Source organism: Pseudomonas saudimassiliensis (assembly GCF_000939975.1).
GTDB lineage: Bacteria > Pseudomonadota > Gammaproteobacteria > Pseudomonadales > Pseudomonadaceae > Halopseudomonas > Halopseudomonas saudimassiliensis.
The window spans coordinates 2,361,861-2,382,920 of sequence record NZ_LK391969.1; the positions used below are offsets into that span (position 1 = coordinate 2,361,861).

General features: G+C 62.5%; 17 protein-coding genes and 1 pseudogene. 13 read left to right on the forward strand and 5 right to left on the reverse strand.

The features are described from left to right. Positions 1-8: 8 nt before the first annotated feature. The 3 genes and pseudogenes from nirB (at position 9) to VG99_RS16375 (ending at position 4,156) form a co-directional block, all read left to right on the forward strand. Positions 9-1,472 (forward strand): nitrite reductase large subunit NirB, encoded by a 1,464-nt coding sequence (gene nirB, locus VG99_RS10945; protein WP_052508785.1) that lies wholly within the window; start codon positions 9-11, stop codon positions 1,470-1,472. Beyond that, a pseudogene (locus VG99_RS16325) lies at positions 1,469-3,556 on the forward strand (molybdopterin oxidoreductase family protein); the annotation flags it as partial. The gene nirB and the pseudogene VG99_RS16325, both read left to right, overlap by 4 nt. 396 nt (positions 3,557-3,952) lie before the next feature. Continuing rightward, the gene (locus VG99_RS16375; protein WP_275425483.1) at positions 3,953-4,156 is read left to right on the forward strand and encodes a (2Fe-2S)-binding protein; all 204 of its coding nucleotides are present in this window, start codon (positions 3,953-3,955) and stop codon (positions 4,154-4,156) included. 51 nt (positions 4,157-4,207) lie between these two features. Here VG99_RS16375 and dapD read toward each other — a convergent pair whose 3' ends face one another. The 5 genes from dapD to map are packed head-to-tail and all read right to left on the reverse strand — an operon-like array spanning position 4,208 to position 10,343. Continuing rightward, on the reverse strand, positions 4,208-5,242 hold the full coding sequence (gene dapD, locus VG99_RS10955; protein WP_420848279.1) for a 2,3,4,5-tetrahydropyridine-2,6-dicarboxylate N-succinyltransferase: 1,035 nt from the start codon (positions 5,240-5,242) through the stop codon (positions 4,208-4,210). A 27-nt stretch (positions 5,243-5,269) separates the two neighbouring features. Continuing rightward, positions 5,270-5,611, reverse strand: a complete 342-nt coding sequence (locus VG99_RS10960; protein WP_044499926.1) for an ArsC family reductase — start codon at positions 5,609-5,611, stop codon at positions 5,270-5,272. Positions 5,612-5,615: 4 nt separating this feature from the next. Next, positions 5,616-6,812 (reverse strand): succinyldiaminopimelate transaminase, encoded by a 1,197-nt coding sequence (gene dapC, locus VG99_RS10965; protein ID WP_044499931.1) that lies wholly within the window; start codon positions 6,810-6,812, stop codon positions 5,616-5,618. Positions 6,813-6,825: 13 nt separating this feature from the next. Next, complete coding sequence (locus VG99_RS10970; protein ID WP_239419894.1) at positions 6,826-9,519, reverse strand: [protein-PII] uridylyltransferase; 2,694 nt, start codon at positions 9,517-9,519, stop codon at positions 6,826-6,828. Positions 9,520-9,542: 23 nt separating this feature from the next. Further along, positions 9,543-10,343: a type I methionyl aminopeptidase gene (gene map, locus VG99_RS10975; RefSeq protein ID WP_275425484.1), complete on the reverse strand. Its 801-nt coding sequence runs from the start codon at positions 10,341-10,343 to the stop codon at positions 9,543-9,545. Positions 10,344-10,620: 277 nt separating this feature from the next. On the opposite strand from map, the gene rpsB reads away from it, so the two are divergent. The 10 genes from rpsB to VG99_RS11025 all read left to right on the forward strand — a co-directional run bounded on the left by rpsB (position 10,621) and on the right by VG99_RS11025 (position 21,060). Further along, a complete protein-coding gene (gene rpsB, locus VG99_RS10980; RefSeq protein ID WP_044499935.1) occupies positions 10,621-11,361 on the forward strand; it encodes a 30S ribosomal protein S2 in 741 nt (246 codons plus the stop codon). A 146-nt stretch (positions 11,362-11,507) separates the two neighbouring features. Beyond that, the gene (tsf, locus tag VG99_RS10985) at positions 11,508-12,377 is read left to right on the forward strand and encodes a translation elongation factor Ts (RefSeq protein WP_044499937.1); all 870 of its coding nucleotides are present in this window, start codon (positions 11,508-11,510) and stop codon (positions 12,375-12,377) included. Positions 12,378-12,558: 181 nt separating this feature from the next. Next, the gene (gene pyrH / locus VG99_RS10990; protein ID WP_044499939.1) at positions 12,559-13,293 is read left to right on the forward strand and encodes a UMP kinase; all 735 of its coding nucleotides are present in this window, start codon (positions 12,559-12,561) and stop codon (positions 13,291-13,293) included. A gap of 3 nt (positions 13,294-13,296) precedes the next feature. Further along, positions 13,297-13,854, forward strand: coding sequence for a ribosome recycling factor (gene frr / locus VG99_RS10995; protein WP_044499940.1), 558 nt, complete (start codon positions 13,297-13,299; stop codon positions 13,852-13,854). A 101-nt stretch (positions 13,855-13,955) separates the two neighbouring features. After that, on the forward strand, positions 13,956-14,702 hold the full coding sequence (gene uppS, locus VG99_RS11000) for a polyprenyl diphosphate synthase (RefSeq protein WP_044499941.1): 747 nt from the start codon (positions 13,956-13,958) through the stop codon (positions 14,700-14,702). Continuing rightward, positions 14,702-15,517 (forward strand): phosphatidate cytidylyltransferase, encoded by an 816-nt coding sequence (locus VG99_RS11005; RefSeq protein WP_044499943.1) that lies wholly within the window; start codon positions 14,702-14,704, stop codon positions 15,515-15,517. Before uppS ends, VG99_RS11005 begins: the two co-directional genes overlap by 1 nt. After that, a complete protein-coding gene (gene ispC / locus VG99_RS11010; protein ID WP_044499944.1) occupies positions 15,514-16,698 on the forward strand; it encodes a 1-deoxy-D-xylulose-5-phosphate reductoisomerase in 1,185 nt (394 codons plus the stop codon). Before VG99_RS11005 ends, ispC begins: the two co-directional genes overlap by 4 nt. Before the next feature lie 37 nt (positions 16,699-16,735). Beyond that, positions 16,736-18,097, forward strand: coding sequence for a sigma E protease regulator RseP (gene rseP, locus VG99_RS11015; protein WP_044499946.1), 1,362 nt, complete (start codon positions 16,736-16,738; stop codon positions 18,095-18,097). 103 nt (positions 18,098-18,200) lie between these two features. Further along, the gene (bamA, locus tag VG99_RS11020; protein WP_044499947.1) at positions 18,201-20,519 is read left to right on the forward strand and encodes an outer membrane protein assembly factor BamA; all 2,319 of its coding nucleotides are present in this window, start codon (positions 18,201-18,203) and stop codon (positions 20,517-20,519) included. A 34-nt stretch (positions 20,520-20,553) separates the two neighbouring features. Then, complete coding sequence (locus tag VG99_RS11025) at positions 20,554-21,060, forward strand: OmpH/Skp family outer membrane protein (RefSeq protein ID WP_044499948.1); 507 nt, start codon at positions 20,554-20,556, stop codon at positions 21,058-21,060.

A 21,060-nucleotide genomic window follows, 5' to 3' on the forward strand; every position in this document is an offset into this window, starting at 1 on the left:
AGTTAGCAATGGCGCAGCCACGGCTGGTGGTGATCGGCAACGGCATGGTGGGTCAGAAGTTTCTGGAGCAACTGGTGACCGAGGGTTTGCACCGGCTTTATCAGGTCACCGTGCTGTGCGCCGAGCCTCGGCCAGCCTATGACCGGGTTCACCTGACCGAGTTTTTCAGTGGGCGCAGTAGCGAAGCGCTGTCGCTGGTACCGGAGGGGTTCTTCGGACGCCATGGTATCGAATTGCGTTTGAGCGAAGGCGCTGCCCGTATCGATCGGCAGAGCAGGACGGTACTGACTGAAAAGGGTGCGACGCTGGGCTACGACAAGCTGGTGCTGGCCACCGGCTCCTACCCCTTCGTGCCACCGCTGCCGGGCAGGGAGCGGCCGGGCTGTCTGGTCTATCGCACCATCGAGGATATGCAAGCCATCATGGAGGCCGGCCGCGACGCCGAGGTGGGGGTGGTGATTGGTGGCGGTCTGCTTGGCCTGGAAGCGGCCAAGGCGCTACGCGACATCGGCCTGCAGACCCACGTGGTGGAGTGTGCGCCGCGTTTGATGGCGGTGCAGGTGGACGACAGCGGCGGGGCGCTCCTGCGGCGCAAGATCGAGCAACTCGGCGTGTCAGTGCATACCGGTAAGAGCACCACGGAGATCACTGACGGCGAATTCTATCGCCATGCCCTTAATTTTGCCTGCGGCGCGCATCTGGAAGCGGATGTGGTGGTGTTTTCTGCCGGTATCCGCCCGCAGGATGGGCTGGCCCGCGAGGCGGATCTGGCAGTGGGCGAACGCGGGGGAATCGTTATTGACGACCACTGCCGCACGTCGGACCCGGACATCTATGCCATCGGCGAATGTGCGCTCTGGGGTGGGCGCATCTACGGTCTGGTGGCGCCCGGCTACGCGATGGCCCGTGCTGCGGCCAGCCACCTGCAGCACCTGCATGATGCCCGGGCGGCGGTGCCGTTCACTGGGGCGGATATGTCCACCAAGCTCAAGCTGATGGGCGTTGACGTGGCCTCCTTCGGTGACGCCCACGCCAGCACGCCGGGAGCCTGTTGCTATCGGTATGAGGACGAGCGCAAACAGATCTACAAGAAGCTGGTGGTCAGTGAGGATGGCCGGCGCCTGCTGGGCGGCGTGCTGGTCGGCGATGCCCGGGAATACCACAGGCTGCTGCAGATGTTGCTCAATGACATGACCCTGCCGGAGGCGCCCGAACAACTGATTCTGCCGGTCGCCGAAGGCGCGGCGGCGCAACTGGACGTCAATGCCTTGCCGGGCGATGCCACCCTCTGCCATTGCCAGAACGTCAGCAAGGGTTCCATCTGTCAGGCCATCGCCCAGGGGCACGGTGATCTGGCGGCAATCAAGGCGTGTACCGGCGCCGCTACCGGATGCGGCAGCTGCGCGTCGCTGGTGCGCACCTTGCTGGACTCCTCTGCAGATATGCGCCAGTCGGCGGAGAAAGTCGCATGACCTGTACTACCTGTCCCTACTGCGGCGTGGGCTGTGGGGTGATCGCGACGCTGGATGCGCAGACGCCCAACCGAGTGCGCATCCAGGGTGATCCTGAGCACCCGGCCAACCGCGGTCGGCTCTGCGTGAAGGGCTCGGCGCTGGCCGATACCGTCGGGCTGGAAGGGCGACTGCTGCAGCCGCTGTTGCGTGACAGCAAGGGGCAGGCACACACCACCGGCTGGGATCAGGCGCTGGATCATGTCGCCGAAGGCCTGCGGCGGATCATTGACCAGCATGGGCCCGAGGCGGTGGCTTTCTACGTATCCGGACAACTGTTAACCGAGGACTACTACGTGGTCAACAAGCTGGTCAAGGGCTGGCTGGGCACCGCCAATATCGACACCAACTCCCGGCTGTGCATGTCCTCGGCCGTAGCGGGGCATAAGCGGGCATTCGGTGAGGATCTGGTCGGCGGCAATTACGAGGACCTGGAGGAGGCAGATCTGGTGGTGCTGGTCGGCTCGAACACTGCCTGGTGCCACCCCATTGTCTACCAGCGGCTGATGCAGAGCCGCCGCGAACGCCCCGAGAAGCGCATCGTGGTAGTGGACCCGCGACGCACCGCCACCTGAGAGCAGGCGGATATGCATCTGCCGGTGAAGGCGGGCTCCGATGTCTGGCTGTTCAATGGCCTGCTCGCCTATCTGGAAGAGCATGGCGTGGTAGACACCGACTTTGTCGCCAACCATACCGGCGGCGCGGCCGAGACGTTGGCCGTTGCCCGTGACAGTGCCGGGCGACTGGAAGCCGTCGCCAAGGCCTGCGGCCTGCCGGTGGCCGCCCTGGAAAGCTTCTATGCGCTGTTCGCCCGTACCCGCAGGGTGGTGACGGTGTTTTCCCAGGGGGTGAACCAGTCCTCCAGCGGTACCGACAAGGTCAACAGCATCATCAATTGCCACCTGCTCACCGGGCGCATCGGCGCGCCGGGGATGGGGCCGTTTTCCATTACCGGGCAGCCCAATGCCATGGGCGGCAGGGAAGTAGGCGGACTGGCCAATATGCTGGCCGCGCATCTGGAGTTGGCTGATCCGCAGCACCGGCAACTGGTGCAGACGTTCTGGGACGGCCCGCGCATGGCCAGTGCGCCGGGCTTGAAAGCAGTAGACCTGTTTGAAGCCGTACATGCTGGACGGATCAAGGCGTTATGGATCATGGCGACCAACCCGGTGGTGAGCCTGCCGGACGCTGACCGGGTGCGCGAGGCGCTCAAGCGCTGCGAGCTGGTGGTGGTGTCTGATCTGTTTGCCGATACCGATACCGCCGCGCTGGCCGATGTGGTGTTGCCGGCCCTGGGCTGGGGCGAGAAGGACGGCACCGTCACCAACTCGGAGCGTTGCCTGTCCCGGCAACGGGCATTCCTGCCCGCGCCGGGTGCGGCCAAGCCGGATTGGTGGGCAGTCAGCGAGGTGGCGTGCCGATTGGGCTATACAGGCTTCGATTATCAGCAGCCGGCGCAGATATTCGATGAGCATGCGCGGCTGTCGGCCTGGGGTAATGATCTGCAGAAGGCGCCGCGTGCGTTCAATCTGAGCGGGCTGGTGGGACTGGATGCGCAGGGCTATGACAACCTGCGCCCGCTCCGCTGGCCGGTGCTGCAGGCGGGGCAGGAAACGCCCAGGCTATTTGCGGATAACCACTTTTCCCATGCCGATGGCCGGGCGCGATTGGTGCCGACCGTGCCCCGCGCCCCGGCAAACCCGGTGGATGAGGACTTTCCGCTGGTGCTCAATACCGGCCGGATCAGGGATCAGTGGCATACCATGACCCGTACCGGCCGCGCCGCGCGCCTGGCCGGCCACTTGCCGGAGCCGTTCGTGGAAATGCATCCCTATGAAGCCATGCTCTGTGGCGTGCAGGACGGTGCGCTGGTACGGGTTGCCAGCCGCTGGGGCAGCATGGTGGTGCGCTTGCGTTGCACGGCTGACCAGCCGCGCCGCACGGTATTCGTGCCGATCCACTGGAATGATCAATGCGCCTCGGATGCGCGGGTGGGGGCGCTGGTCAATCCGGTGGTCGATCCGCTGTCCGGGGAGCCGGAGTTCAAGCATACGCCCGCGGCGGTGACGCCGTTCCCGGTGGACTGGCACGGCGTGGTCTACAGTCGTGCGCCACTGGCGTTTGCGCCGGACGCGTCGCCAGCCTATTGGGTGCGCATTCAGGGCGATGGCTTCTTCCGCTACGAGCTGGCCGGGCGCGGTGCGCTGGCAGACCCGCAGCGCTGGAGCCGGCAGTTGCTGGGGGCACAGCCAGGCTGGCTGGAAGTACAGGATGACAGTACCCATGAGTACCGCACCGCGGCGCTTGATGGCGATCGCCTGCTGGCGTGCGTTTATCTCTCGCCGCGCGCCGAGCTGCCCTCGCGCAGCTGGCTGAATCGCCTGTTCACCCGGGCCAGTCTGACGGAAGCGGACATCGTTGGGCTCAGGCTCGGGCGATCCGTGGATCCGGCCGATGATGTCGGTGCAACCATCTGTTCCTGCTTTGCGGTGGGCCGTAACACCATCCTCGATGCCATCCGGGATAACGGCCTGACCAACGTCGAAGCAGTGGGCCGCTGCGTACGGGCCGGCACCAACTGCGGCTCCTGTCAGCCGGAAATCCGCGCGCTGCTGGCCGAGGCCAGAGCGACTGAAGGGGTATAAGGGAGAAGGGGGCAAGGAGCGGCCCGGCGCGCCGGGCTGCTCCGGTCTAGCTCAGTTGTGTGCGTGCAGCATCTCGTTCAGTGCAATGGCGCTCTTGTTGGTCTTGCACTCGATGGCGCCGGTCTGGGAGTTGCGGCGGAACAGCAGGTCCGGCTGGTTGGCCAGCTCCCGCGCCTTGACGATGCCCACCTGGTGGTCGGCTTCATCCAGCAGCGCGACCTTGAGGCCGGCAGTGATGTACAGGCCGGCTTCCACAGTGCAGCGATCGCCCAGCGGAATACCGATACCGGCGTTGGCGCCGATCAGGCAGCCTTCACCCACTGAAATGACGATATTGCCGCCACCGGAGAGGGTGCCCATGGTCGAGCAGCCACCGCCCAGGTCAGAACCCTTGCCAACAAACACGCCGGCCGAAATGCGCCCCTCAACCATGCTGGTGCCCGCGGTACCGGCATTGAAGTTGATAAAGCCTTCATGCATGACAGTAGTGCCTTCGCCGATATAGGCGCCCAGGCGCACCCGTGCGGTGTCCGCGATACGTACGCCGGTGGGCACTACGTAGTTGGTCATGATCGGAAACTTGTCGACGCTGTGTACCTGCAGATCCTCGCCGCGCAGGCGGGCCGCCAGCTGGCGCTGCGGCAGCTCGTGGATGTCGATTGCGCCCTGGTTGGTCCAGGCAACGTTCGGCAGCAGCGGGAACAGGCCAGCCAGTACTACCTCGTGGGGCTTGACCAGGCGGTGCGACAGCAGGTGCAGTTTGAGATAGGCCCCGGGCGTGGTGATGGGGGCATCGTCGGTCTCGAGTATGGTGACCACCAGCGGGCGGGTGCTGTGCTGCAGTTCGGTTGCCAATGCGCCGAGCTCGGCAAAGCCTGCATCGGCAAGCGCTTTGCCCAGTACGGCGCACTGACTGACCGGCAGGTCGATCGCCTGGTTGCCGCCTGTATAGCCGAGCTGCTGGCCCACGGCGGCTACCAGTGCGCGGTCAGGATGGAGAATCGGCCGGGGGTAGAACACCTCCAGCCAGTCGCCGGCCATATTTTGGGTGCCGATACCCAGAGCCAGACTGAAATGGTCGCTCATCAGATGTGTTTTCCTTGGTACATGGAATCAAAAGGCAGTGGCGTACAGCTCCGGCTTGAAGCCGACCAGACGCCGTGGGCCGGTATCCAGTACCGGTCTTTTTATCATGGAGGGGTTGGCCTGCATGAGGGCAATGGCCTTGTCCTGGTCGATATCCTGCTTGTCCGCCTCGTCGAGCTTGCGGAAGGTCGTGCCCTGGCGATTGAGGATCTTTTCCCAACCGTGCTCCTCGCACCAGCTGCGCAGGCGCTCGGCATCAATGCCTTCCTTCTTGTAGTCATGGAAGTGATAGTCGATGCCATGCTCATCCAGCCAGGTGCGGGCTTTCTTCATGGTGTCGCAGGCCTTGATGCCGTACAGGGTAATCATGGTGTTACAAACTCCGAATAAAGGTGCGGATCCGTTGGGCGGCTTCAATGCACTCGTCCAGCGGTGCGACCAGCGCCAGGCGGATGCGCCCGGCACCGGGGTTGAGGCCGTTGACCTCGCGGGACAGATAGCTGCCCGGCAGCACGGCCACGTTCTGCTCGGCCAGCAGCCGGCGGGTGAAGGTCTCGTCGTCGATGGGCGTAGCGGGCCAGAGGTAGAAGCCAGCGTCGGGACGCTGGACGTTCATGACATCGCCGAGGATGTCCAGCACGGCGTCGAACTTGGCCTGGTAGAGGCGGCGGTTTTCCACGACATGCGCTTCGTCCTGCCACGCGGCCAGGCTCGCCAGTTGCGTCTGGATCGGCATGGCGCAGCCGTGGTAGGTGCGGTAGGTCAGGTAGGGGCCGAGCAGGCTGGCGTCACCAGCGACAAACCCCGAGCGCAGGCCGGGGAGGTTGGAGCGCTTGGACAGGCTGTGAAACACCACGCAGCGGGCAAAATCAGCGCGGCCCAGGCTGGCGCAGGCCTGCAGCAAGCCGACCGGGCCGGATTGGTCCGGGTCATGGATCTCGCTGTAGCACTCGTCGGCCGCGATCACGAAATCGTACTGGTCCGCGAGGTGGATCAACTCCTGCAGGGTCGCCAACGGCGTCACGGCGCCGGTGGGGTTGCCGGGCGAGCAGATGAACAGGAGCTGGCAGCGGCGCCAGATATCCGCGGGGACGCTGGCATAATCCGGGACGAAGCCATTGCTTTCATCGCAGGCGAGATAATGCGGCTCAACGCCGGCCAGCAGGGCGGCACCCTCATAGATCTGGTAGAAGGGGTTGGGGCTGACCACCAAACCCTGCGGATCACGTTGGACCATGGCCTGGGTGAAGGAAAACAGCGCCTCCCGGGTGCCGGTCACCGGCAGCACATGCCGGTCGGCGTCGATCATGCCCGCGGGCAACGCGAAGCGCTGGCTCAGCCAGCTGGCAATGCCCCGGCGCAATTCCGGCACACCGGCGGTGGAGGGGTAGATGGCGGTCTTGTCCTGGTTGGCGGCCAGGGCCTCCAGTACCAGGGCGGGCGAGGCATGCTTGGGCTCGCCAATGGACAGGGAAATCGACGCCAGCGCCGGGTTGGGCGTGACACCCGCAACCAGGGCCCGCAGCTTCTCAAAAGGGTAGGGTTGCAGTCGCTGCAGGTCCTGGTTCATCCGGGCTGGGTCCTCAAATCACTATGGCGTGCGGCGTGCCGTTATCCGATTGAATGTTCTGGCCGAGGGTACGGATGATGGTGTGCTGCAATTGCTCGCATAACCGGGGGTCGGACAGGGGTTGGTTGTCCGCGTCGGTTATGACGAAAACGTCATCCACGCGCTCGCCCAATGTGACGATGCGCGCATTTTGCACGCTGATGTCGAAATCGAGAAATATTTTTCCCATACGGGCCAGCAGACCGGGCCGGTCCGGCGCGCTCAGTTCGAGAATGGTGTGCTGCCCGCTGTGGTCAGTGAAGATGGTGACCTCGGGTTCGAAGGCGAAATGCTTGAGCTGGCGCGGCACCCGCCGCTGGATGATCGCCGGGTAGGCGTCCGGGTCGGACAGGGCCTCGAGCAGGCCGCCCTTGATCTCCCGGATGCGCTGCGGGTTGTCGCCGATCGGCCCGCCATCGGCATCCAGCACGATATAGGTATCCAGGCTGAAGCGGTTGGTGGTGGTGATGACCCGGGCGTCCTGGATGCTCAGGTTGAGCTGGTCCATGGCGGCGGCGGTCACGGCGAACAGATCGTGCTGCTCGGGTGTATAGAGGAATATCTGGGTCGCCCCTTCGAATTCCCGTTGCGCGGTTTCCTTGATCAGCACCAGCGGCCCGCGATGCTCGGGGTGCTGCACTATGGCTTCGGTGTGCCAGGCGATATCGCTGGCGGTATGGCGCAGGAAGTAGTCCTCGCCCAGTTGCGCCCACAGCCCTTCGGCATCCTCTTCATCAATCCCGCTGCGCACCAGGATATCCAGCGCCGCCTCTTGGGTAGCGGTGATCTGCTGGGCCCGGTTGGGTGGGTTGTCCAGCCCGCGGCGCAGGGCCCGCTTGGTCTCGGTGTACAGCTGGCGCAGCAGCGAGGCGCGCCAGGAGTTCCACATGTTGGGGTTGGTCGCGTTGATGTCGGCTATGGTCAACACGTACAGGTAGTCCAGGCGCACCTGGTTGCCCACATGCACGGCAAAGTCATGGATCACCTCCGGGTCGGAGATGTCCTTGCGCTGGGCGGTGGTGGACATCACCAGATGGTGTTCGACCAGCCAGCTGACCAGGTGGGTATCCCAGGCGGGGAGATGATGGCGCTGGCAGAACAGGGTGGCGTCGATGGCGCCGAGTTCCGAATGATCGCCGCCACGGCCTTTGGCGATGTCGTGATACAGGCCGGCCATGTACAGCAAATCCGGTTTGGGCAGCCGGCAGAAGATCTTCCAGGCCAGCGGGTACTTTTCCTGATAGTCAGGGCGCCCGAGTTTGCGCAGGTGCTTGATCAGGTTCAGGGTGTGGGCATCGACCGTGTAGATGTGGAACAGGTCATGCTGCATCTGGCCGACGATCCGGCCGAATTCGGGCAGGTAGCGTCCGAGAATGCCATAGCGGTTCATGCGGCGCAGATTGCGGTGCACGCCCTCGCGGCAGCGCAGCAGTTCGACGAACAGGCTGGTGTTGCGGATGTCGCGGCGAAAGTCGTCGTCGATCAGATGCCGGTGATCGCGCAGCAGGCGAATGCTGTCGGCCCGGACCCCACGGATCTCCTGGTGCTGGGCCATCAGCACGAAGATCTCCAACAGCGCAAAGGGCGTACGCTTGAACACCTGGGGGTGGGTCACTTCAATATAGTGATTGCGCACCTGAAAGCGGGAATTCAACGGCTGGATATCCGCCGACTCGGCATCGCGCAGCAGGATCTCCTCGAAGTGCTGCATCAACAGGTCGTTGAGCTCCGACAGCGACATGACGATGCGGTAGTACTTCTGCATGAAGCGTTCGACCGCCAGCTTGGCGTCGTTGTCCTCGAAGCCGAACAGCCGTGCCATGGCCCGCTGATGATCGAACAGCAGCCGGTCCTCGGCGCGGCCGGACAAGGCGTGCAGGGCAAAGCGTACCTGCCAGAGGAAGGCCCGGCCGCCGGCCAGGATGTTGTACTCGGGCTCGTTGAGAAACCCCTGCTCGACCAGTTCGCGCAGGTCGCTGGTGCCGAAATGGCGCAGCGCTACCCAGCCGATGGTCTGAATATCCCGCAGGCCACCGGGCGAGCTTTTGACGTTGGGTTCGAGGTTGTACTCGGTGTCATTGAACTTGGCGTGCCGGTCGTGCTGCTCGGCGCGCTTGGCGCGGAAGAATTCGGCACTGGTCCACATATGCTGCGGGCCGACGGCGTCCATCATGTCCTGGCGCAGGGTTTCTTCGCCGACCAGGGTGCGCGACTCCATGAGGTTGGTGATGACGGTCACGTCGGCGCGCGCCTCGTCCTGGCACTCACCGATGGTGCGTACGCTCTGGCCGACCTCCAGGCCGATATCCCACAGCAGGGTGAGAAAGCGGCTGATGGCGTCGTTGTAGCGGTCGCTGCTGTCGCGCAACAGGATCAGCAGGTCGATATCCGAATGCGGGTGCAGCTCGCCCCGTCCGTAGCCGCCGACGGCCAGCAGGGCGATATCGGCATCCGTCGGGCAATCCAGGGTGTGCCAGGCCTGCCGCAGGATCTGATCGACCAGCCAGGCGCGGTCGTGGATCAGCTTGTGGATGTCCCGGCCGCCTTCGAAGCGTGCCTGCAGCACGCCCTGGGCGTGGCGCAGGGCTTTCTTGAAGGCGGGAATCGGGCTGCGCTTGAGCGCCAGATCTTCCTGGAACTGGCTGGGGTCAAACAGTTCGTGATCCACAATGATTCCTCGGCAAAACGGGGTTAGCGGAAATCTTCATCCTTGCGCAGGGTCAGCACTTCATAGCCATCGGCGGTAACCAGGATGGTGTGCTCCCATTGGGCGGACAGTTTGCGATCCTTGGTGATCGCGGTCCAGCCGTCACCCAGCAGGCGGGTTTCCGGGCGGCCCTGGTTGAGCATGGGCTCGATGGTGAAGATCATGCCTTCCTTCAACTCCAGGCCGGTACCGGCGCGCCCATAGTGCAATACCTGGGGCTCTTCGTGGAATACCTTGCCAATACCGTGACCGCAGTAGTCGCGCACCACGCTGAAGCGATTGGCATGGGCATGATCCTGGATGATCTGGCCGATATCACCCAGACGCGCGCCGGGGCGGACCACGGAAATACCTTTATACAGGCATTCCTGGGTGACGCGGGACAGCCGCTCGACCCATTCGGGTACATCGCCGACATGGAACATCTTGCTGGTATCGCCGTGGTAGCCATCCTTGATGACCGTGACGTCGATATTCATCGCGTCGCCATTTTTCAACGGCTTGTCGTTGGGGATGCCGTGGCACACCACATGGTTGAGCGAGGTGCAGATGGATTTGGGGAAGGGGATGCGGCCATGGCCGCCGCCGTAGTTCAGCGGTGCGGGGATGGCCTGCAGCTCATTGACGATGTAGTCATGGCAACGCTGGTTCAGTTCATCGGTGGTCACGCCCGGCTTGACGTACTCTTCGATCATCTCCAGAACCTGCGCGGCCAGTCGGCCGGCGACGCGCATGCCGGCGATGTCTTCGGGGGTCTTGATGGTTACTGTCATGGTTGGGGAAATCTCTCGTCGTGCCACGCCGACTGGCGTGCGGAATGGATTGATTGGGCGTGAGTTTATCAGATTGATGGGCGCGCCGGGGTGGACGCCGTTCGGCACGCCGGCCTTTATTCAGCCGCGCACTTTGTGATATAAAGCGCCGCGCCTGAGAGAACCGCGGCATCGTCCGCCTCAGGTATTACTGAATCCGCACACATATCGACACGTTGTCCTGGGTGCCCTTCGGGGTTGGATGGCGGGATATGTGGAGGCTCAACCCGATACAATTGATGGAGTTATCATGACCCAAGTTTCCATGCGTGACATGCTGAAGGCCGGCGCGCACTTCGGCCACCAGACCCGTTACTGGAACCCGAAAATGGGCAAGTTCATTTTCGGCGCTCGCAACAAGATTCACATCATCAACCTGGAAAAGACCATGCCGATGTTCCATGAAGCCCTGAGCTTCGTGGAAAAACTGGCCAGCGGCAAGAACAAGCTGCTGTTCGTCGGTACCAAGCGCGCCGCCAGCAAGATCATTGCTGAAGAAGCCGCCCGCGCTGGCATGCCCTACGTTGATCACCGCTGGCTCGGCGGCATGCTGACCAACTACAAGACCATCCGTCAGTCCATCAAGCGTCTGCGCGACCTGGAAGCCCAATCCCAGGACGGCACCTTCACCAAGCTGACCAAGAAAGAGGCGCTGATGCGCACTCGCGATCTGGAAAAACTGGATCGCAGCCTGGGTGGTATCAAGGACATGGGCGGCCTGCCTGACGCGATCTTCGTTATCGACGTCGAGCACGAGCGCATTGCCATCACCGAAGCCAACAAGCTGGGCATCCCGGTCATCGGCATCGTCGATACCAACAGCAGCCCTGAAGGCGTTGACTACGTGATCCCCGGTAACGACGACGCCATCCGCGCCATCAAGCTGTACGCTGGTGCCATGGCTGACGCGGTACTGCGCGGCAAGAACAGCGGCGGCGTCGACGAGTTCGTCGAAGAAGCCGCAGCGGCTTCCGAGGCCTCCGAAGGCTGAGCGGAAACCGGCGTGGTGTGAATGCCGTATTCAAGAAGGGGGCCATGCCCCCTTTTTGCACTATGTTGAAATATCTTGAAAGCAACATATTGAGGTCGCCCTGTGGTCCGGGCGGCTCCCAATCAAGCAAGCCAGAGGAATAATTCATGTCACAGATTACTGCAGCCATGGTCAAGGAACTGCGTGAGCGTACCGGCCAGGGCATGATGGATTGCAAAAAGGCGCTTGCCGCAGCGGGTGGCGATATCGAGAAAGCCATCGACGATATGCGTGCCGCTGGCGCGATCAAGGCCGCCAAGAAAGCTGGCAACATCGCCGCTGAAGGCTCCATTGCTGTCAAGGTTGCTGACGACAACAAGTCGGCCATCATCATCGAAGTCAACTCCCAGACCGACTTCCTGGCGCTGCAGGACGACTTCAAGGCCTTCGTCAACGAGAGCCTGGAAAAAGGCTTTGCCGCTGGTTACACCGACGCTGCTCCGCTGATTGCCGACCAGGAATCCGCCCGTGAAGCGCTGGTTGCCAAGTGTGGCGAAAACGTCAACATCCGTCGCCTGACCCGCGTTGAAAGTGACGTGGTAGGTGCCTACCTGCACGGTCACCGCATTGGTGTGCTGGTTGCCCTGAAAGGCGGCGACGCCGAGCTGGCTCGCGACATCGCCATGCACGTGGCTGCCAGCAACCCGCAGCTGCTTGATCCTTCCCAGGTTTCTCCTGAAGTGATCGAGAAGGAAAAAGAGATTTTCCTGGCACTGAACGCCGACAAGATCGCTGGCAAGCCGGAAAACATCGTTGAGAACATGGTCAAGGGCCGTATCAACAAGTTCCTGGCTGAAGCCAGTCTGGTCGAGCAGGCGTTCGTCAAGGATCCGGAAATCAAGGTCGGTGATCTGGCCAAGAAAGCCGGCGCTGAAATCCTGTCCTTCACCCGCTTTGAAGTGGGCGAAGGTATCGAGCGCGCCGAGGTCGACTTCGCCGCTGAAGTCGCCGCTCAGGTTGCTGCTTCCAAGCAGTAAGGCGCAGCGTGACCAGCGCTCTGCAGACTCCCTGCGCGGAGTCTGCAACCAGGCAGTAAACAGGAAGGCTTCCCGCGCAGGCGTGAAGCCTTCTTTTTGAGAAATACTGAACAAGTCGCCATCCTGATGGTCTGGGTGGGACTTGTTGAGTGTTTCACCAGCCACAGCAGGAGAGTGATCAATGGCCCAGGTACCTAGCAGCCGTCAGCCCAAGTACAAGCGAATCCTTCTCAAACTCAGCGGAGAGGCCCTGATGGGTACCGAGGATTTCGGTATCGATCCCAAGGTGCTGGATCGCATGGCGCTGGAAATCGGCCAATTGATCGGTATCGGTGTCCAGGTGGGGCTGGTTATCGGCGGCGGCAACCTGTTCCGCGGCGCGGCCCTCAGCGCTGCCGGCATGGACCGGGTAACCGGGGACCATATGGGCATGCTTGCTACCGTGATGAATGGCCTGGCCATGCGCGACTCCCTGGAACGCTCCAACATCCAGACCCGGGTAATGTCCGCCATTACCATGGAAGGCGTGACCGAGCATTACGACCGCCGCAAGGCCATGCGCTATCTGGCTGGTGGCGACGTGGTAATATTTTCCGCCGGTACCGGCAATCCCTTCTTCACAACCGACACCGCTGCCTGTCTGCGCGGTATCGAGGTAGATGCGGATGTGGTGCTGAAGGCGACCAAGGTGGATGGCGTCTACAATCGCGATCCGATGAAGGATCCGAACGCCGAACGTTTCGACAGGCTCAGCTATGACCAGGTACTGGATCTCAAGCTGGGCGTGATGGATCTGACAGCCATCTGTCTGATCCGCGATCACCAGATGCCCTTGCGGGTATTCAACATGAACAAACCCGGCGCGCTGCTCAACGCAGTGGTAGGAAGCGCCGAGGGTACATTGATCGAGGGCTGAGTAATGATCAACGAAATCAAGCAAGAAGCGCAGGAACGCATGAAGAAGTCGGTGGAGTCGCTCGATAGCGCCTTCGCCAAGATTCGCACCGGGCGTGCGCACCCGAGCATTCTTGATAGCGTGATGGTGTCCTACTACGGTTCCGACACGCCGCTGCGTCAGGTCGCCAACGTGACCGTGGAAGATTCGCGCACCCTGGCCCTGAGCGTGTTCGACAAGAGCATGATCCAGGCGGTGGAAAAGGCCATCATGACCTCGGACCTGGGGCTGAACCCGGCTACCGCCGGTACCACCATCCGCGTACCCATGCCGGCATTGACGGAAGAAACCCGCAAGGGCTATACCAAGCAGGCCCGCAGTGAAGCGGAGAACGCCCGGGTGGCGGTCCGCAACATCCGTCGCGACGCGCTGGGTCAGCTCAAGGATCTGCAGAAGGAAAAGGAGATCAGCGAGGACGAAGAACGTCGTGCCGCGGATGATGTGCAGAAACTGACTGACAAGTATATTGCCGAGATCGACAAGGCGCTGGAAGCCAAGGAAGCGGACCTGATGGCTATCTGAAGCCAGTCCGTCCCCGATCGGGTCGCGCCTCCGGGTGCGGGTCGATGGGGGCGGGGGACCCAGGAGAGAATATTGTTCAGCACACCAGCAGATCCAGGATCATGACTGATAATAAAGCTGCGACCGGGTCCGTCCCTCGTCACGTTGCCATCATCATGGATGGCAACAATCGCTGGGCGCGTAAACGGTTCCTGCCAGGGGTGGCGGGGCACAAGGCGGGTGTGGATGCCGTCCGGGCGGTCATCGAGGTGTGCGTCAAGGAAGGGGTCGAGGTACTCACGCTGTTCGCCTTTTCCAGCGAGAACTGGGCGCGGCCGCAGGCCGAGGTCGGTGCCTTGATGGAGCTGTTCCTGTTGGCTCTGCACCGTGAGGTACGCAAGCTGCGGGATAATGATATCCGTCTGAACATCATCGGTGAGCGCACTCGCTTCGCGCCGCAGTTGCAACAGGCGATGGCGGACGCGGAGGCCTACACGGCCGAATGCCGCGGGTTGCGGTTGCTGGTTGCCGCCAACTACGGTGGCCAGTGGGATATTACCCAGGCAGCGCGCTCGCTGGCCCGTGACGCCGCCGCTGGCGTGCTGGACGCCGATGCCATCCAGCCGGAAGATCTGGCCGCCCGGCTCAGTACGGCTGGTCTGCCGTTGCCCGACCTGTGCATTCGCACCGGAGGCGAACGACGCATCAGCAACTTCGTCCTCTGGCAGATGGCCTACGCCGAACTCTATTTCTCCGACCTTTTCTGGCCTGATTTCAAACACGACGCCATGCGCGAGGCACTGGCGGACTTTGCCCGCCGGCAACGGCGCTTCGGCAAGACCAGCGAACAAGTGGCAGCGGAGTCCTGATGCTCAAACAACGCATTCTTACCGGTATCATCCTGGCACCCCTGGTCATCGCCGGCTTCGTGCTGCTGGACCATCTGTGGTTCGCCGTGATGATCGGCTTCATTGTCACTCTCGGGGCCTGGGAGTGGGCGCGGCTGGCGGGCGAGACCAGCCAGAAAGGGCGGGTCATCTATGCCCTGGCGGTTGCCTTAATGCTAGTGGGGCTGTACCGGGATGTCTGGGCGCCGCATTTTCTGCTGGCACCGGCGCTGGGCTGGTGGTTGCTCGCCACCACCATGATCATCCGCTACCCCAATGGCCGCGGACTCTGGGCCGGATCGCTGATCGCTCAGCTGTTCGGCCTGCTGGTTCTGCTGCCGGCCTGGTACGGGTTGGTCTGGCTGCGGGCGCTGGAAGGCGGGCTGTGGTTGATTCTGGCAGTGGTCGTCATGGTCTGGGCGGCGGATATCGGCGCCTACTTTGCCGGCAAGACCTTCGGGCGCAACAAGCTGCTGCCCCGGGTCAGCCCCGGCAAGACGATGGAAGGCCTGCTCGGCGGCGTAGTGCTGACCCAGGTGCTGGCGGTTGCCGCCATGCTCTACCTGGGTTGGTCGCTGCCGTCCATCCTGCTGGGCATGCTCGGTACGCTGGTGGTGGTGCTGTTCTCGGTGGTGGGCGACCTGACCGAGAGCTTGTTCAAGCGTGAGCAGGGGCTCAAGGACAGCAGCAACCTGCTGCCCGGCCACGGCGGCGTGATGGATCGCATTGACAGCCTGACCGCGGCGGTGCCGGTATTCTCCCTCGGCTGGTACCTGTTCGGGAGTCTGCTGGGTTGAGCCACGAATGGATAACGGTGCTGGGCGCAACGGGTTCGATCGGCGTCAGCACCCTGGATGTGATTGCGCGGCACGCTGACCGTTACAGTGTCTTTGCGCTGACCGGCCATAGCCGCATGGCGGTGCTCGAAGCCCAGTGTCTGCAGCACCAGCCGGTATTCGCCGTGGTCGCGGACGGGGCCCAGGCTGCCGCTTTGCAGCAACGCCTGGATGCAGCGGGCCTGGCGACCCGGGTGCTGCATGGCTCCGAGGCGCTGGCCGAGGTGGCTGCTGATGAGCGTTGCCAGGTGGTCATGGCGGCCATCGTTGGCGCGGCAGGTCTGGAACCGACCCTGGCGGCGGTACGTACCGGCAAGCGGGTATTGCTGGCCAACAAGGAAGCGCTGGTCATGTCCGGCGCGCTGTTCATGCAGGCGGTCAGCCACTCCGGCGCACAATTGCTGCCGATCGACAGCGAGCACAATGCGATCTTCCAGTGCATGCCGCACAACTATGCCACCGGTCTGGGCAAGGTCGGCGTGCGGCGCATCCTGTTGACGGCATCGGGCGGCCCGTTCCGCGACTTCGCCCTGGAAGACCTGAGCGGCGTTACCCCTGCCCAGGCCTGCGCCCACCCCAATTGGTCCATGGGCCAGAAGATCTCCGTCGATTCCGCCAGCATGATGAACAAGGGGCTGGAGCTGATCGAAGCCTGCTGGCTGTTCGATGCGCGACCGGACCAGGTGGAGGTGGTAGTGCATCCGCAGAGCGTGGTGCATTCGCTGGTCGACTATGTCGATGGTTCGGTGCTGGCCCAGTTGGGCAATCCAGATATGCGCACGCCCATCGCCCATGCCCTGGCCTGGCCGGAGCGGATCGATTCGGGGGTCAGCGCGCTCGACCTGCTGTTGACCGCGCGGCTGGATTTCCAAGCGCCGGATCCGCTGCGTTTTCCTTGCCTGCGCCTGGCGCGGGAGGCTTTCGATGCCGGCGGCACGGCCTGCGCCATCCTCAATGCGGCCAATGAAGTGGCCGTCGAGGCCTTTCTGGCTGGGCGCATTGGTTTCACCGACATCCCTGTTATTATCGAGCACACGTTGAACTGCCTGCCGCCCGAGCGGGTCGAAGAGCTGCCGCAGGTCATGCTGGCCGATCAGCAAGCTCGCGAACAGGCGCACAGGTGGCTGATCAACCGGGCCTGAGCATGAATCCGGGCGCATTCCCCAAGTGAGGCACTGAATGGATCTTTTATTTACTTTGCTAGCCACCGTCGTGGCGCTGGGGCTGCTGGTCACCATTCACGAGTACGGGCATTTTTGGGTCGCCCGTCGCTGCGGCGTCAAGGTGCTGCGTTTCTCCATCGGGTTTGGCCCGGCGTTGTACCGCTGGTATGACCGCCAGGGCACCGAATATGTCATTGCCGGCATTCCGCTGGGCGGCTACGTCAAGATGCTCGATGAGCGTGAAGCCCCCGTGCCGGAGCAGGAGCTGGACCAGGCGTTCAATCGCAAGACCGTCAAACAGCGCATTGCCATCGTGGCCGCAGGCCCGGCCGCCAATTTCCTGCTGGCGATAGTCGCGTTCTGGGTTATCGCCGTGCTCGGTGTCACTACCGTGGCGCCGGTGATCGGGCCGGTCGAGCCGGGCAGTGTCGCCGAGCGTGCCGGGCTGTACGAAGGGCTGGAGATCCTCGAGATCGATGGCACTGCCACGCCTACCTGGCACGAGGTCAATCTTCAGCTGATCCGCCGCCTCGGCGAGACCGGCCAACTGCAACTGCAGGCCCGGGAAGGCGAGGGCGGTATGCCCCAGCGCTTTACCCTGGAACTGCAGGACTGGCTGCGTGGTGCCGAACAGCCCGACCCGGTGACGGCGCTGGGCCTGACCAGCTGGAAGCCGCCGGTGCCGCCGCTGATCGGCCAGGTCAGTCCCGACGGTGCCGCCGCTGCTGCCGGCCTGGAGGCGGGCGATCTGATCGTGGCCATCAACGACACGCCGGTCGACGACTGGCTGGTGGACGTGGTTCCGACTATCCAATCCAGCGCAGGCCAACCCCTGCAGCTGACCATCGAGCGTGACGGCCGCAGTCGCCTGCTCGAACTCACCCCCGCCGCCCGCGAGCAGGACGGCAAGCAGATCGGCTTTATCGGGGCCGGCATCGAGGCCTTCGAATGGCCTGAACACATGATGCGCAGCATCAGTCACAACCCGCTGGCGGCCATCCCGGTAGCCATGGTCAAGACCTGGGACATGACGGCGCTGACCCTCGACTCGCTGAAAAAGATGATCACCGGGCTGGTCTCGGCAAAAAACTTGAGTGGCCCGATAACCATTGCTAAAGTGGCGGGCGCCTCGGCCAAGTCCGGAGTCGAAAGCTTTCTCGGTTTCATCGCCTATCTGAGTATCAGCCTGGGGGTGTTGAATCTGCTACCCATCCCGGTGCTCGATGGTGGCCATCTGGTGTACTACGTAGCCGAATGGATCAGAGGCAAGCCCTTGTCCGAGCGTGTGCAAGGTTGGGGCTTGCAGATAGGTTTGACCTTGATAGTCGGCGTGATGTTATTCGCCATCTACAACGATATAAGCCGGTTGGGCAGCTGAGCGGCAAAGAAATACGGAGGCGGGATCGCACCGGTGGTGCCGCTCCAACCCGAACTGCCGCGTGCGGCAGATAAGAATTAACCAGTCAGCCAGAACGGATTTCATGAAACGTTACCTATTGCCTGCGCTATTGCTGATACTCCTGGCGCCGGGAGTTTATGCCGATGCCTTCCAGATCTCCGACATTCGTGTCAATGGATTGCAACGTGTTTCCGCTGGCAGCGTGTTCAGTGCCTTGCCACTCAATATCGGTGACAACGTGGATGACCAGGCATTGGTCGACGCCTCCCGTTCGCTGTTCCGCACCGGCTTCTTCCAGGATATCCAACTGGGACGCGAAGGTGAGGTACTGATCATCAACGTGGTCGAGCGCCCGTCGATTTCCTCCATCGAGCTGGAAGGCAACAAGGCGATCAAGAGCGAGGATCTGCTCGATGGCCTGCGCATGGCCGGCCTGGCCGAAGGCGAAATCTTCCAGCAGGCCACGCTCGAAGGCGTGCGCAACGAGCTGCTGCGTCAGTACGTTGCCCAGGGCCGTTATTCGGCTGACATCGATGCCCAGGTAATTGCCGAGCCGCGCAACCGCGTCGCCCTGAAGATTGTCGTGGACGAAGGCTCGGTGGCGTCCATCAAGCACGTCAACGTGGTTGGCAACTCGGTATTCTCCGATGAGGAACTGCAACCGCTGTTCGAGCTCAAGACCACCGGCTGGCTGTCCTTCATCCGCAACGACGACAAGTATTCCCGCGAAAAACTCTCCGGCGACCTGGAGCGCCTGCGTTCCTGGTACCTGGACCGCGGCTACATCAACATGGATATCGCCTCCACCCAGGTGTCCATTACGCCGGACAAGAAACACGTCTACATCACCGTCAACGTCAACGAGGGCGAGCTGTATACCGTCAATGACGTGAAGCTGTCCGGCAACCTGGTGGTGCCCGAGCAGGACGTGCGGCGTCTGCTGCTGGTCGAGCCGGGCCAGGTCTTCTCGCGTCAGGTGATGACCGCCAGCTCGGATCTGATCGGCCGTCGCCTGGGTAACGAGGGTTACACCTTCGCCAACGTCAACGGTATTCCCCAGGTCAATGAAGAAGACCGCACCGTCGATGTCACCTTCGTAGTGGACCCCGGCCAGCGCGCCTACGTGAACCGCATCAACTTCCGCGGCAACACCAAGACCGACGACGAAGTGCTGCGTCGGGAAATGCGCCAGATGGAAGGCGGCTGGGCCTCGACCTACCTGATCGACCAGTCCAAGGTGCGTCTCGAGCGCCTGGGCTTCTTCAAGGAAGTGGATGTCGAAACCGTGCCGGTGCCTGGCGCCGATGACCTGATCGACGTCAACTATACCGTTGAAGAGCAGCCCTCCGGCTCGGTAACCGCCAGCCTCGGTTTTGCCCAGGGCACCGGTCTGATCCTTGGCGGCTCGATCAGCCAGAACAACTTCTTCGGTACGGGTAACCGGGTCAGCTTCAGCGCCAACCGTTCGTCCTACCAGACCGCACTGTCCTTCGGCTTCCTCAATCCGTACTTCACCGCCGACGGCGTCAGCCTGGGTTACAACGCCTTCTACCGCACCACCGACTATGAAGAGCTGGACGTGGATATCGCCCGCTACTCGGTCGACTCCTACGGCGCCGGCTTCAATATCGGTTATCCGATCAGCGACACCTCGCGCCTGTCCTTCGGTATGTCACTGCAGCAGGACGACATCAAGGAAGGCCTGTATCCGGCGCGGGAGATCGAGGAGTTCCTGGATGCCGAAGGCGACAGCTTCATGAACTTCAAGGCCAACCTCGGCTGGTCGCAGTCCACGCTGAACCGCGGTGTGTTCCCGGACCGCGGCTATTCCCAGAGCCTGGGCCTGGAAACCACTATCCCGGGTAGTGACCTGTACTTCTACAAGATCGGCTACCGCGGCCAGCGGTTCTTCCCGATCACCCAGGACTGGACCCTGCGTCTGCACACCGACACTGGTTTTGCCCGTCGCTTTGGCTCGACCAAACAGGTGCCGTTCTATGAACACTACTTCGCCGGTGGTATCGGCTCGGTACGTGGCTTCGAAGACAGCACCCTGGGCCCCAAGAGCACGCCCCATGAAGACGACTGGGATCCGGATGAGCTGCCCTTCGGTGGTAACGTCAAGATTACCGGTGGTGCCGAGCTGATTTTCCCGGCGCCCTTCATCAAGGACCAGCGCTCGCTGCGCACTGTGCTGTTCCTTGACGCCGGTAACGTGTTCAACACCTACTGCGATAACTGTCCTGATGTGAGCGCCAGCGAAATCCGTTACAGTGTCGGCGTTGGCCTTTCATGGCTGACGGCCTTGGGTCCGCTGGGCTTCAGCCTTGGCATGCCGCTGAACGACGAGTCCGATGACGATCGTCAAGTATTCCAGTTCACCCTGGGTCAGACATTCTGAAGCCGGGAATCATTTTCATCAGGAGTGTTAGAGAGTGCGCAAGTTTATTTCCGTAGCAATATTGTCCGTCTTCGCGCTGGCCAGCTTCCCGGCCGCGGCGCAGATGAAAATCGCCGTACTGGATTATCAGATGGCCTTGCTTGAGTCGGATGCCGCCAAACGGTACTCCGTCGATGCCGAAAAGAAGTTCGGCAGCCAGCTGCAGCGGCTGAAGAACCTGGAGTCCGAAGCCAAGCGTCTGCAGGACCGTATGAAGCGTGACGGCGAGAAGCTGGGTCAGACCGAAGTGGAAAAGATCGAGCTGGAGTTCCGCCAGAAGGCCCGTGAGTTCCAGGTCCAGTCCAAGGAACTGAACGACGCCAAGGCCCAATCCGACCGCGAGATGCTGGAGCAGCTCAAGCCGAAGCTGGATGCGGCGGTGGAAAACGTGCTCAAGGCCGGCGCCTATGATCTGGTGATCGATCGCAGCGCCGTCGTGGACGTGAAGCCGGAGTTCGATATTACCCGTCAGGTCATCGAGCGCCTGAACAGCGCGCGTTGA

Excerpts from the sequence above, each read along its gene's own strand:
- nirB (WP_052508785.1), top strand. The coding sequence starts at position 9 with ATGGCGCAGCCACGGCTGGTGGTGATCGGCAACGGCATGGTGGGTCAG.
- dapD (WP_420848279.1), bottom strand. The coding sequence starts at position 5,242 with ATGAGCGACCATTTCAGTCTGGCTCTGGGTATCGGCACCCAAAATATG.
- VG99_RS10960 (WP_044499926.1), bottom strand. The coding sequence starts at position 5,611 with ATGATTACCCTGTACGGCATCAAGGCCTGCGACACCATGAAGAAAGCC.
- dapC (WP_044499931.1), bottom strand. The coding sequence starts at position 6,812 with ATGAACCAGGACCTGCAGCGACTGCAACCCTACCCTTTTGAGAAGCTG.
- rpsB (WP_044499935.1), top strand. The coding sequence starts at position 10,621 with ATGACCCAAGTTTCCATGCGTGACATGCTGAAGGCCGGCGCGCACTTC.
- tsf (WP_044499937.1), top strand. The coding sequence starts at position 11,508 with ATGTCACAGATTACTGCAGCCATGGTCAAGGAACTGCGTGAGCGTACC.
- pyrH (WP_044499939.1), top strand. The coding sequence starts at position 12,559 with ATGGCCCAGGTACCTAGCAGCCGTCAGCCCAAGTACAAGCGAATCCTT.
- frr (WP_044499940.1), top strand. The coding sequence starts at position 13,297 with ATGATCAACGAAATCAAGCAAGAAGCGCAGGAACGCATGAAGAAGTCG.
- uppS (WP_044499941.1), top strand. The coding sequence starts at position 13,956 with ATGACTGATAATAAAGCTGCGACCGGGTCCGTCCCTCGTCACGTTGCC.
- VG99_RS11005 (WP_044499943.1), top strand. The coding sequence starts at position 14,702 with ATGCTCAAACAACGCATTCTTACCGGTATCATCCTGGCACCCCTGGTC.
- rseP (WP_044499946.1), top strand. The coding sequence starts at position 16,736 with ATGGATCTTTTATTTACTTTGCTAGCCACCGTCGTGGCGCTGGGGCTG.
- bamA (WP_044499947.1), top strand. The coding sequence starts at position 18,201 with ATGAAACGTTACCTATTGCCTGCGCTATTGCTGATACTCCTGGCGCCG.